This window comes from Streptomyces racemochromogenes (assembly GCF_039535215.1).
Lineage (GTDB): Bacteria > Actinomycetota > Actinomycetes > Streptomycetales > Streptomycetaceae > Streptomyces > Streptomyces racemochromogenes.
In genome coordinates this window covers 1,938,862-1,951,530 of the sequence record NZ_BAAAWT010000001.1, presented here as the reverse complement: position 1 = coordinate 1,951,530, position 12,669 = coordinate 1,938,862, and the positions used below count along the sequence as shown (strand labels likewise).

Sequence of the window (12,669 nt, the reverse complement as noted above, 5' to 3'; positions counted from 1 at the left end):
AGGGGAAAGGTCCATGGGGGGCAAGGGCAAGGGCAAGGGCAAGCCGGGACCTAGTCCCAGGCTCCCACCGCCGCCGGCAGCGCCGCTATCTCGGCCAGCTCCGCCCCCGTGAGCCGCACCTCCGCCGCCCCGGCGTTCTCCGCCGCCCACCGCGCCCGCTCCGCGCCCGGCACCGGCACCACGTGCGGCCCCTGCGCCAGCACCCAGGCCAGCGCCACCTGCGCCGCCGTGACCTCCGGCCCGTGCCGCCGGGCCACCCGCCGCAGCCCCGCCACCAGCACCTGGTTGGAAGCCATCGCGTGCGCCGTGAACCGGGGGTGCCGCGCCCGTACGTCCGCCTCCTCGAAACCCTGCCCCGGCGTCAGCGTCCCGGTCAGGAACCCGCTGCCCAGCGGCATCGCCGCCAGCATCCCCACCCCCCGCGCCGCACACCACGGCAGCAGCTGCCACGCCGCCTCCGGCGACCACACCGACAGCTCCGCCTGCACCGCCGTCACCGGGAACACCTGCTGGACGCGCTCCAGCTGCCGCAGCGTCGTCCGGTAGCCCCGGTCCCCGCGCCGCCCCGCCCCCGGCCCGGCGCCCGCGCCCAGCGCGCAGAACCCCAGCGCCCGCACCTTCCCCGCCTGCACCAGCTCCGCCATGGCGCCCCAGGTCTCCTCCACCGGCACCTCCGGATCCACCCGGTGCAGCTGGTACAGGTCTATGACGTCGGTCCGCAGCCGCCGCAGCGACGCGTCGCACGCCCGCCGCACGTACCCCGGCCGCCCGTCGGCCACCACGTGCCCCTCGCCCGCCCGCAGCCCCACCTTGGCGGAGACGAAGGCCTCGGCCCGCCGCTCCCGCAGCACCCGGCCCAGCACCAGCTCGTTGGTGTAGGGCCCGTACAGATCGGCCGTGTCCAGCAGGTTCGCCCCGCGGTCCAGCGCCGTGTGCAGGGTCCGCAGCGATTCCTCGCCCCGCCGCCGCGAAGGCGCGTAGGCCCAGCTCATCGGCATGCATCCGAGTCCTATGGCGCCCACCGTCAGCGGTCCCGACCCGATCGACCTGCGCTCCACCCCTGCGTCCCCCTTCCGGCCCGCTCCCGGTCCGGCCCTCAAACTAACGGCTTGATCCAATTCCCTTCGCATAGCCTCGGGATCATGACTGCGACGACCGGGGACGTCTGGCTCCCCTTCCCGCCCGGAGAGATCGACGGCCTCCCCGGCTCCTTCCGCTACCGCCAGTGGGACGGCGAGGACACCTTTCCCGCCGACCCGGCCGACTGCGTCTTCTACGTCACCCCCTACATGAAGTCCCAGGAGGTGACCCTGCGCCCGCTCGCCCGGATGCCCGCCCTGCGGGTGGTGCAGACCCTCACCGCCGGCATCGACCACGTCCTGCCCGGCCTCGGCGACCTCCGCCCGGGCGTACGGCTGTGCAACGCCCGCGGCGTCCACGAGGCCAGCACCGCCGAGCTCGCCCTCACCCTCGTCCTCGCCTCCCTGCGCGGCATCCCCGGCATGGTGCGCGGCCAGGACCGCGAGGAGTGGCGCGGCGGCTTCTACGACGCCCTCGCCGACCGGTCCGTCCTGATCGTCGGCTACGGGGCGATCGGCGCGGCCGTCGAGGACCGGCTCGTCCCCTTCGAGTGCGGGCCGGTCACCCGCGTCGCGCGCTCGGCCCGCACCGCCCCGCACGGGCCCGTCCACGCCCTCGCCGACCTCCCGGGCCTCCTCCCGGACGCGGACGTCGTCGTCCTCACCACCCCGCTGACCGAGGACACCCAAGGGCTCGTCGACGGGGCCTTCCTCGGGCGCATGAAGGACGGGGCCCTCCTCGTGAACGTCTCGCGCGGGCCCGTCGTGGACACCGCGGCCCTGCTGGCGGAACTGGAGTCCGGCCGGCTGCGCGCCGCCCTCGACGTCACCGACCCCGAGCCGCTGCCCGCCGGACACCCCCTCTGGCACGCCCCGAACCTCCTGATCACCCCTCACGTCGGCGGCAGCAGCTCGGCGTTCGAGCCCAGGGCGAAGCGGCTCCTGGCCCGCCAGCTCACCCGGTTCGCCGCGGGCGAGGAGGTCCGCAACACCGTCCTGATCAAGGACTGAGACCGGCGCGTCGCGGTACTTCCGGCCCAGGCGTCACTACGCTGGGCGACGAAGCGTGCGCGACCGGTGGCCAGGACCCCCCTCTTGGTGACGGAGCGTAGAGCAGCTATGTCGCTGAGTGACGAAAGTGGTGTATCGTCCGGAACAAGGGGCTGCGCCACGTACGTCTGGCGCTGGGGAGTGATCGGACACTTTGGGGGGCGACGGGCGATGCACGGCCAATGGACGAAGGATCCGCTGCGGCAGGGCCGCCGGAGGCGACGCAGCCGGGACTGGAGCGCGTCCGAACCGGCCGGCGAGGGGCACCGGTGAGCGCCCCGGGGGCGGCGCTGCTGACCCGGCCGCCGGTCACCGGCGGAGGCGGCCGGGGCCTCGCGGCGCAACTCCTCCTCGCACTGGTCAGCGGCGGCTACGCGGTCGGAGCCGCCCTCGGCTGGGGATCGGACGAACTCGCCAAGATCATGGGCGACTTCGGCCTCAGCGCCGCCGGATTACTGGCCGCCGTCTCCTGTTACCACTACGCCCGCGCGATCGACCGGCGCGAACGTCCCGCCTGGCTGATGTTCGCCTTCTCCTCGCTCATGGGCGGCCTGGGGAACGCGGTCTGGGGCTGGTACGAGGTGGTCCTCGGCCAGAACGTCCCCGAGCCCTCGCTCGCCGACTTCGCCTTCCTCTGCTTCGCGCCGCCGGCCATCGTGGGCCTGCTCGTCCTGGCCAAACGCCCGGTCACCCGGGCCGGCTGGGTCTGCCTCGGCCTCGACTCCTGGCTCATCGGCGGCTCGCTGCTGACCCTCTCCTGGAGCCTGGCCCTCGCCAACGCCGCCCGCACCGCCCAGTCGGGCGCCCCCGGCAGCGTGCCGCGCGCCGCGCTCTCGCTCGCGTACCCGCTCCTGGACATCGCGCTCGTCTCCATGGTCCTGGTGCTGCACTTCCGGCGCTCGGCCAACAACCGCTCGGCGGTGAACACGGCGATCGCCGCCCTCGCCCTGACCGTCCTGAGCGACGCCCTGTTCACCTCGCCGCTGCTCAACACCACCTACAGCTCCGGGGAGATCCTCGACGCCGGCTGGTTCGCGGGCTCGCTGCTGCTCGCCTACGCCCCCTGGGGCGCCCGCCGGCCCGAGCCCGCGCCCCGGCCGGCCCCGCCGGGCCCGGACCGCCCGCACAGCCGCCCCATCACCGGCTCGCTGCCCGCGCTCACCCCGTACCTCGCGGCCGCGGTGTGCACCCTCGGCATCCTCTACAACGTCGTGGACGGCCGGAAGGTGGACCGGATGGTGGTCTTCACCGGCTGCACCGTCGTCCTCGCCCTCGTCATCCGGCAGGGCATCATGCTCCTCGACAACATTGCGCTCACCCAGGAACTGGCCCAGAAGGAGAACCACTTCCGCTCCCTGGTCCAGGGCTCCAGCGACGTCATCATGATCGCCGCGCCCACCGGGACCCTGCGCTACGTCAGCCCCGCCGCCGCCGGGGTCTACGGCCGCGACGCGGAGGAACTGGTCGGCACCGAGCTCGCCGCCCTGATCCACCCCGACGACCTCGGCCGGGTGGTCCACGAGGTACGCCGCTTCCTGGCCGCACCGCCCGCCGAGGAGCCCACCACCCGCATCGAGTGCCGCTTCGAGTCGGGCGGCGGCGAGTGGCTCAACGTGGAGTCCACCGTCAACCGCCACCAGGGCGGGCTCATCCTCAACAGCCGCGACGTCACCGAGCGGGTCCGCCTCCAGGCGCAGCTCCAGCACAGTGCCGAACACGACCCGCTGACCGACCTGCCCAACCGGGCCCTGTTCACCCGCCGCGTCCGCCAGGCCCTCACCGGCCGCCGGGCCGGCGACCACAGCACCGCCGTCCTCTTCATCGACCTCGACGGCTTCAAGGCCGTCAACGACACCATCGGCCACCAGGCCGGCGACGAGCTCCTCGTCGAGGCCGCCCGCCGCCTCCAGGACGCCGTCCGGGCCGGGGACACCGCCGCCCGCCTCGGCGGCGACGAGTTCGCCGCGCTGATCCTCGGCGACGGCAGCCGCGACCGCAGCGCCCGCGAGTGCCAGGTCCACGACATCGCCGACCGGCTGCGCGCCACCCTCTCCCAGCCGTACCGCATCGCCGGGAGCGAGGTCCGGGTGGCCGCCAGCATCGGCGTCGCCTTCGCCGACCCCGGCCTCACCCCTTCGGACCTGATGCGCAACGCGGACCTCGCGATGTACCGCGCGAAGGCGGGCGGCAAGGACCGGGTCGAGCTGTACGCGCCCCAGATGCAGGCCGAGGTCGTCCGCAAGGCGGAGCTGGCCGGCCGGCTGCGCACCGCGCTGCACGAGGGCGAGTTCGCCCTGCTGCACCAGCCCGTGGTCTGCCTGGCCACCGGCGAGGTCACCGCCGTCGCCGCGCAGGCCCGCTGGCGCTCCGCCCAGGGGATCCTCTTCACGCCGTCCGAGTTCCTCCGGGTGGCCGAGCACAGCGAGGGCGGGCCGGCCGCCGGGCCGGACGGCTCGCGCACCGCCGAACTGGGCCGTTGGCTGCTGGAGGAGGCCGTCGAGGAGGCCGCCGAGCGGCACCGGGCCGGGCACGACGTACCAGTGGCCGTCCGGATGACCGCCCAGCGGCTGCTGGACCGCTCCGCGCCCGGCAGCAGCGTCGAGGCCCTGCTGACCCGCCACGGGCTGCCCTCCGGGTCCCTCGTGCTCGAACTGGCCGCCTCCGACCCCAGGGTGCCCTTCGACGAGCTGGAGCGCCGTCTGACGGCCCTGCACCGGCTCGGGGTCCGGATCGCCCTGGACGGCTTCGGCAGCGGCTACGCGGCCATCAGCGCCCTGCGCAGGCTCCCGGTGGACCTGCTGAAGCTGGACCGGGGCCTGGTCGAAGGGGTGGTCGAATCGGCCAGACTGCACAAGATCACGGCCGGATTGTTGCGGATCGCAAACGACCTGGGCATGCAGTCCCTGGCCGACGGCGTGGACCTCCCCGAGCAGGTGCTGGCGCTGCGGGCGATGGGGTGCACCCACGGCCAGGGAGCGGCGTTCTCCGGACCGCTTGACGAATACAGGCTGCGGCGCGCGCTCGTGCGAGGTACGTTCCCAGTACCGGGCGGTACGGCCCAGCCGGCCTTGGCCGGCGGCTCGTCCGGTGGCTCGATGGTCATCCGTAGAGGCTCAAATAATGAGACGCCCGTCCCACCCGCTTGACATCGACCTCCCGCCGGAGGGAGGGTCAGTGCCATGCGCACCCGAATTCTCGTACTTGGAAAGCGCGTCGGCTGAAGCTGGGGCCTGCATGTCCCCGCTCGACACCACCGACGCGCTCCCCTCGCTTGCCACCCGGCACGAGGGGTTTTTTGTTGCACTGGCACACGCGTCCGGCCCAGGTCCGGACCACCCCCCGCTCCTCGTAAAACCCTCAGCTTCGAGAAGAGAATGCCGATGACCGAGCAGGCCTCCGGGGCCCACCATCCGCAGCCGCGGCCCCGTACGGGTGGGCACCACCAGCCCACCGCAGTTGAGCACGTCACGGGCGCGCAGTCCCTCATCCGCTCTCTCGAAGAGGTGGGGTGCGACACCGTCTTCGGTATCCCGGGCGGCTGCATCCTCCCGGCCTACGACCCGATGATGGACAGCAAGAAGGTCCGTCACATCCTGGTCCGCCACGAGCAGGGGGCCGGCCACGCCGCCACCGGCTACGCCCAGGCCACCGGCAAGGTCGGCGTGTGCATGGCCACTTCCGGCCCGGGCGCCACCAACCTGGTCACCCCGATCGCCGACGCGCACATGGACTCGGTCCCGCTCGTCGCGATCACCGGCCAGGTCTCCTCCAAGGCGATCGGCACCGACGCCTTCCAGGAGGCGGACATCGTCGGCATCACGATGCCGATCACCAAGCACAACTTCCTGGTCACCAGGGCCCAGGACATCGCGAAGACCATCGCCGAGGCCTTCCACATCGCCTCCACCGGCCGCCCCGGCCCGGTCCTCGTCGACATCGCCAAGGACGCCCTCCAGGCGAAGACCACCTTCTCGTGGCCGCCCAGCCAGGACCTGCCCGGTTACCGTCCGGTCACCAAGCCGCACGCCAAGCAGATCCGCGAGGCCGCCAAGATGATCGCCGCCGCCAAGCGGCCGGTCCTCTACGTCGGCGGCGGCGTCATGAAGGCCGGCGCCACCGCCGAGCTGAAGGTCCTCGCCGAGCTCACCGGCGTCCCGGTCGTCACCACCCTGATGGCCCTGGGCTCCATCCCGGACACCCACCCGCAGAACGTCGGCATGCCGGGCATGCACGGTGCCGTCACCGCCGTGACCGCGCTCCAGAAGTCGGACCTGCTGATCGCGCTCGGCACCCGCTTCGACGACCGCGTCACCGGGAAGCTGGACAGCTTCGCCCCCTTCGCCAAGGTCATCCACGCGGACATCGACCCCGCCGAGATCGGCAAGAACCGCGCCGTCGACGTCCCGATCGTCGGTGACGCCCGCGAGGTCATCGCCGACCTGATCCAGGCCGTCCAGGCGGAGAGCAACGAGGGCAACACCGGCGACTACACCGCCTGGTGGAAGGACCTCAACCGCTGGCGCGAGACCTACCCGCTGGGCTACGACCTGCCCGAGGACGGCAGCCTCTCGCCGCAGCAGGTCATCGAGCGGATCGGCCAGCTGGCACCCCAGGGCACCATCTACGCGGCCGGCGTCGGCCAGCACCAGATGTGGGCCTCGCACTTCGTCAACTACGAGGAGCCCCGCACCTGGCTGAACTCCGGCGGCGCCGGAACCATGGGCTACGCGGTCCCCGCCGCGATGGGCGCCAAGGTCGGCATGCCGGACCGCACCGTCTGGGCGATCGACGGCGACGGCTGTTTCCAGATGACCAACCAGGAACTGGCCACCTGCGCGCTGAACAACATCCCGATCAAGGTCGCGATCATCAACAACGGCGCGCTGGGCATGGTCCGCCAGTGGCAGACCCTGTTCTACAACCAGCGGTACTCGAACACGGTCCTGCACGCGGACGACACCGGCCACGACACCGTGGGCTCCCAGCTCGGCGAGTCCGCCTCCCCCCGCATGGGCACCCGCGTCCCGGACTTCGTCAAGCTGTCCGAGGCCATGGGCTGCGTCGCGCTGCGCTGCGAGGACCCGGCGGACCTGGACAAGGTCATCGCCGAGGCGAACGCGATCAACGACCGTCCGGTCGTGATCGACTTCATCGTCCACGAGGACGCCATGGTGTGGCCGATGGTCGCCGCGGGCACCTCCAACGACGAGGTCATGGCAGCCCGGGGCGTCCGCCCCGACTTCGGCGACAACGAAGACGACTGAGCCGAGAGAGCCTGAGAGAGAGAACGCCTCACATGTCCAAGCACACGCTCTCCGTCCTGGTCGAGAACACGCCCGGCATCCTCGCCCGGATCGCCGCCCTGTTCTCCCGCCGCGGGTTCAACATCGACTCCCTCGCGGTCGGCGTCACCGAGCACCCCGACATCTCCCGCATCACCATCGTCGTGAACGTCGAGGACCTCCCGCTGGAGCAGGTGACCAAGCAGCTCAACAAGCTGGTCAACGTGCTCAAGATCGTCGAGCTGGAGCCGTCCAACGCCATCGAGCGCGAACTCGTCCTGGTGAAGGTCCGCGCCGACAACGAGACCCGCTCGCAGATCGTCGAGATCGTCCAGCTGTTCCGCGCCAAGACCGTCGACGTCTCCCCGGAGGCCGTCACCATCGAGGCCACCGGCGGGGCCGACAAGCTCGGCGCCATGCTCAAGATGCTGGAGCCCTTCGGCATCAAGGAACTCGTGCAGTCCGGCACCATCGCCATAGGGCGTGGCGGCCGGTCCATCACGGACCGCAGCCTGCGCTCGCTCGAACGCAGCGCCTGAGCCCCACGGCGTCCGGGCCGGCCGCGCCGGTCCCGGACCCGGCGGCTGACACGCGGCCCGCATAGCGAGACCGAGAAACTCTTATTCCGTTCCCCGCCGTACGGTGGGAGCAACACCAGCGCACCAAGGAGATATCCCAGTGGCCGAGCTGTTCTACGAGAACGACGCCGACCTGTCCATCATCCAGGGCCGCAAGGTCGCGGTCATCGGTTACGGCAGCCAGGGCCACGCCCACGCGCTGTCGCTCCGTGACTCCGGCGTCGACGTCGTCGTCGGCCTCAAGGAGGGCTCCAGCTCCAAGGCCAAGGCCGAGGAGCAGGGCCTGAAGGTCCTCCCGGTCGCCGAGGCCGCCGAGTGGGCGAACGTCATCATGATCCTGACCCCGGACCCGCTCCAGGCCGAGATCTACGAGGCGTCCATCAAGGACCACCTGCAGGAGGGCGACGCGCTCTTCTTCGGCCACGGCTTCAACGTCCGCTACGGCTTCATCAAGCCCCCGGCCAACGTGGACGTCGCCCTGGTCGCCCCGAAGGGCCCGGGCCACCTGGTCCGCCGCCAGTACGAGGAGGGCCGCGGCGTTCCGTGCATCGCCGCCGTCGAGCAGGACTTCTCGGGCAGCGCCTTCGCCCTGGCCCTGTCGTACGCGGCCGGCATCGGCGGCACCCGCGCCGGCGTCATCAAGACCACCTTCACCGAGGAGACCGAGACCGACCTGTTCGGTGAGCAGGCCGTCCTCTGCGGTGGCGCCTCCGCCCTGGTCAAGGCCGGCTTCGAGACCCTGACCGAGGCCGGCTACCAGCCGGAGATCGCCTACTTCGAGTGCCTGCACGAGCTGAAGCTCATCGTCGACCTCATGTACGAGGGCGGCCTGGAGAAGATGCGCTGGTCGGTCTCCGAGACCGCCGAGTGGGGCGACTACATCACCGGCCCGCGCGTCATCACCGACGCCACCAAGGCCGAGATGAAGAAGGTCCTGGAGGAGATCCAGAGCGGCAAGTTCGCCGAGGAGTGGATGGCCGAGTACAAGGCCGGTCTGCCGAAGTACAACGAGTACAAGAAGGCCGACTCCGAGCACCTGCTGGAGACCACCGGCAAGAAGCTGCGCAAGCTGATGAGCTGGGTCGACAGCGACGAGAGCTGATCTCGTGAACGGCGGGGCCGGGACGGTGAGTCCCGGCCCCGCCGTTCACCCGCTCCCCTCCGGCGCCGGCCGGAGATCACCGGAATGTAGCCGCCTGATAGGACGGATTGTCCACCCCGGCCAATCCCGGACGGGTGATCCTTCCGTACAGGCGGAAACCCGCACCCGATCCGCCACTACACTGCTCAACACAACGCGTCAGGCCCACAGTGTCGTGCGTCTTCCACGCGGCTACCCCCTCCACCGCCTGCGGCCGTCGGGACGGCCGTCCGCACTGGACTTGTGAGGACCCACGTGAGCTCGAAACCTGTCGTACTCATCGCCGAAGAGCTGTCGCCCGCCACGGTGGACGCGCTCGGTCCGGACTTCGAGATCCGGCACGTCAACGGCGCCGACCGCGCCGAACTGCTCCCCGCGATCGTCGACGTGGACGCGATCCTCGTCCGCTCCGCCACCAAGGTGGACGCCGAGGCCATCGCCGCGGCCAAGAAGCTGAAGGTCGTCGCCCGCGCCGGTGTCGGCCTCGACAACGTCGACGTCTCCGCCGCCACCAAGGCCGGCGTGATGGTCGTGAACGCCCCGACCTCCAACATCGTCACCGCCGCCGAGCTCGCCTGCGGCCTGCTCGTCGCCACCGCGCGCAACATCCCGCAGGCCAACACCGCCCTGAAGAACGGCGAGTGGAAGCGGAACAAGTACACGGGCGTCGAGCTCAGCGAGAAGACCCTCGGCGTCGTCGGCCTCGGCCGCATCGGCGTCCTGGTCGCCCAGCGCATGTCGGCCTTCGGCATGAAGATCGTCGCGTACGACCCCTACGTGCAGCCGGCGCGCGCCGCCCAGATGGGCGTCAAGATGCTGACGCTGGACGAGCTGCTCGAGGTCGCCGACTTCATCACCGTGCACCTCCCCAAGACCCCCGAGACCCTCGGTCTCATCGGCGACGAGGCCCTGCGCAAGGTCAAGCCGTCCGTCCGCGTCGTCAACGCCGCGCGCGGCGGGATCGTGGACGAGGCCGCGCTGTACTCGGCCATCAAGGAGGGCCGCGTCGCCGGCGCCGGCCTCGACGTGTACGCGAAGGAGCCCTGCACGGACTCCCCGCTCTTCGAGCTCGACCAGGTCGTCTGCACCCCGCACCTCGGCGCGTCCACGGACGAGGCCCAGGAGAAGGCCGGCATCGCGGTCGCCAAGTCGGTGCGCCTCGCCCTCGCCGGCGAGCTCGTGCCGGACGCCGTCAACGTCCAGGGCGGCGTCATCGCCGAGGACGTGCGCCCCGGTCTGCCGCTCGCCGAGAAGCTCGGCCGCATCTTCACCGCCCTCGCGGGCGAGGTCGCGGTCCGCCTCGACGTCGAGGTCTGCGGCGAGATCACCCAGCACGACGTCAAGGTGCTGGAGCTCTCCGCCCTCAAGGGCGTCTTCGAGGACGTCGTCGACGAGACGGTCTCCTACGTCAACGCCCCGCTGTTCGCGCAGGAGCGCGGCGTCGAGGTCCGCCTGACCACCAGCTCGGAGTCCCCGGACCACCGCAACGTGGTGACCGTCCGCGGCACCCTGTCGGACGGTCAGGAGGTGTCGGTCTCCGGCACCCTGGCGGGTCCGAAGCACCTCCAGAAGATCGTGGGCGTGGGCGAGTACGACGTGGACCTGGCCCTGGCCGACCACATGATCGTGCTGCGCTACACCGACCGCCCGGGCGTGGTCGGCAAGGTCGGCCAGCTGCTCGGCGAAGCCGGCCTGAACATCGCGGGCATGCAGGTCGCCCGTGCCGAGGAGGGCGGCGAGGCGCTCGTCGTCCTCACGGTCGACGCGGAGGTCCCGGTGGACGTCCTGGCGGCCATCTCCGAGGAGATCGGCGCCGCCTCGGCCCGTACGGTCAACCTCGGCTGACCGGCGCGCACATGTGAAAGGGCCCGGGGTCGCCGACCCCGGGCCCTTTCACGTGAACCCGTCCCCATGCCGTACGCGGCTCAGCGCGCCGGTGCCGGTTCGGCCGGGGCCTGCTCCGCCCCGGCGGGAGCCGGGCTCGTCCCGCCCCGGGTCAGGGCGGTCGCGAGCCCCGCCGCCGCGAGGAGCAGCACCGCACCGCCCCAGGCGGCGTACTGCATCCCGTGTACGAAGGCCTCCCGGGCCAGGGCCAGCAGCTGCCCGCCGGCCTCGCCCCCGGCCTGCCCGGCGGCGGCGACGGCGCCGCCCAGGGTCTCCCGTACGGCGGAGGGCTCGCCCGCCAGGTCGGCGCGGTAGACGGCGGTGCCGAGGCTGCCCAGCAGCGCCATCCCGAGGGCCCCGCCGAACTCCTGGCCCGTCTCCAGCAACGAGGCGGCCGCACCGGCCTTCTCGGCCGGGGCCGTGGTGAGGGCCATGTCGGAGACCAGGGACATCACGCTGACGATGCCGGAGGCGAGCACCCCAGCGCCGGCCAGCAGCAGCCACAGCGAGTCGGTGCCCACGAGGGAGACCAGCCCGAACCCGGCGGCGGCGACGGCGAAGGAGCCGGCGATGACCTTGGAGCGGTCCGTCCGGGCGGCCAGGGCCGCGGAGACGGGGGCGGCGGCGCCGATGAGGAGCGAGGGCGCCAGGCTCCACAGGGCGGCCTCCAGGGTGCCCATGCCGAGCACGGACTGCAGGTACTGCGTGGTGAAGTAGGCGGAGCCCATCATCGCGAAGGCGGCGACGGAGTTGAGGCCGATGCCCGCCCCGAAGCGGCGGTCCCGGAAGAGCGCGCGGCCCACCATCGCGTCCTCGCGGCCGCGCTGGCGGCGGACGAAGGCGTACCCGAAGGCCAGGCCGACCAGCAGGCAGACGGCGTGGAGCGGTGCGAAGCCCTCGGCGGCGATCTCCTTCAGCCCGTAGACCACCGGCAGCACGGCGGCCATGGACAGCGGCACGCTCAGCAGGTCGAAGCGGCCGGGGGCCGGGTCCTTGAACTCCGGTACCAGGACCGGGACCAGGACCAGCAGGAGCAGCATCGCGGGCACGTTGACGAGGAAGACGGAGCCCCAGTGGAAGTGCTTCAGCATGACCCCGCTGAGCACGGACCCGAGGGCGATGCCGCCGGTCATGGCGCCGGACCAGATCCCGATGGCCTTGCCGCGCTGGCCGGCGTCCTGGAAGAGGTTGCGGACCAGGGCCAGCGTGGAGGGCATCAGGGTGGCGCCGCCGACGCCGAGCAGGGCCCGGGCGGCGATGAGCATCTCGGCGCTGGTGGCGAAGGCGGCGGCGACCGAGGCGAGGCCGAAGGCCGTGGCGCCGATCAGCAGCAGCCGGCGGCGGCCGATCCGGTCGCCGAGCGAGCCCATCGTGATCAGCAGGCCGGAGAGGGCGAAGGCGTAGCTGTCGAAGATCCACAGCTGCTGGGTGGCGCTCGGGTCGAGTTCCCGGGTGATGGCCGGGACGGCGAAGTAGAGGACGGAGACGTCCATCGAAACCAGGAGCAGGGGCAGCAGCAGGACCGTGAAGGCGGTCCATTCGCGGCGGCCGGCGAGGGGTGCCGAGGCGGCGGGGTTCGTCATGAGCAGGACTGTACAAGCGTATGGAACGCCTGTCTATGACGTCTGTATGGAAAGTTTGTGTGGGACCTTCGT

8 protein-coding genes are annotated in these 12,669 nt (G+C 71.8%); 6 read left to right on the top strand and 2 right to left on the bottom strand.

From position 1 onward, the window contains the following. Positions 1-50 precede the first annotated feature (50 nt). Positions 51-1,058, bottom strand: coding sequence for an aldo/keto reductase (locus ABD973_RS08795; protein ID WP_125822599.1), 1,008 nt, complete (start codon positions 1,056-1,058; stop codon positions 51-53). A gap of 84 nt (positions 1,059-1,142) precedes the next feature. Between ABD973_RS08795 and ABD973_RS08790 the strand changes: the two genes are divergently transcribed. From ABD973_RS08790 to serA, 6 genes are all read left to right on the top strand, one after another. Next, positions 1,143-2,090, top strand: coding sequence for a 2-hydroxyacid dehydrogenase (locus ABD973_RS08790; RefSeq protein WP_345499636.1), 948 nt, complete (start codon positions 1,143-1,145; stop codon positions 2,088-2,090). A gap of 308 nt (positions 2,091-2,398) precedes the next feature. Then, positions 2,399-5,275: a putative bifunctional diguanylate cyclase/phosphodiesterase gene (locus ABD973_RS08785; protein ID WP_345499634.1), complete on the top strand. Its 2,877-nt coding sequence runs from the start codon at positions 2,399-2,401 to the stop codon at positions 5,273-5,275. Positions 5,276-5,503: 228 nt separating this feature from the next. Next, a complete protein-coding gene (locus ABD973_RS08780; protein WP_125596690.1) occupies positions 5,504-7,393 on the top strand; it encodes an acetolactate synthase large subunit in 1,890 nt (629 codons plus the stop codon). 32 nt (positions 7,394-7,425) lie between these two features. Beyond that, positions 7,426-7,950, top strand: coding sequence for an acetolactate synthase small subunit (gene ilvN, locus ABD973_RS08775; RefSeq protein ID WP_007266740.1), 525 nt, complete (start codon positions 7,426-7,428; stop codon positions 7,948-7,950). A gap of 139 nt (positions 7,951-8,089) precedes the next feature. Further along, positions 8,090-9,091: a ketol-acid reductoisomerase gene (ilvC, locus tag ABD973_RS08770; RefSeq protein WP_125596693.1), complete on the top strand. Its 1,002-nt coding sequence runs from the start codon at positions 8,090-8,092 to the stop codon at positions 9,089-9,091. Between the two features lie 294 nt (positions 9,092-9,385). Next, on the top strand, positions 9,386-10,975 hold the full coding sequence (gene serA / locus ABD973_RS08765; RefSeq protein WP_125596696.1) for a phosphoglycerate dehydrogenase: 1,590 nt from the start codon (positions 9,386-9,388) through the stop codon (positions 10,973-10,975). A gap of 80 nt (positions 10,976-11,055) precedes the next feature. Here the strand turns inward: serA and ABD973_RS08760 are convergent, their stop codons facing one another. Further along, positions 11,056-12,597, bottom strand: coding sequence for an MFS transporter (locus ABD973_RS08760; protein ID WP_345499630.1), 1,542 nt, complete (start codon positions 12,595-12,597; stop codon positions 11,056-11,058). Positions 12,598-12,669 lie beyond the last annotated feature (72 nt).

Bases quoted from the DNA above. Each gene is read 5' to 3' on its own strand.
- ABD973_RS08790 (WP_345499636.1), top strand. From the start codon at position 1,143: ATGACTGCGACGACCGGGGACGTCTGGCTCCCCTTCCCGCCCGGAGAG.
- ABD973_RS08780 (WP_125596690.1), top strand. From the start codon at position 5,504: ATGCCGATGACCGAGCAGGCCTCCGGGGCCCACCATCCGCAGCCGCGG.
- ilvN (WP_007266740.1), top strand. From the start codon at position 7,426: ATGTCCAAGCACACGCTCTCCGTCCTGGTCGAGAACACGCCCGGCATC.
- ABD973_RS08760 (WP_345499630.1), bottom strand. From the start codon at position 12,597: ATGACGAACCCCGCCGCCTCGGCACCCCTCGCCGGCCGCCGCGAATGG.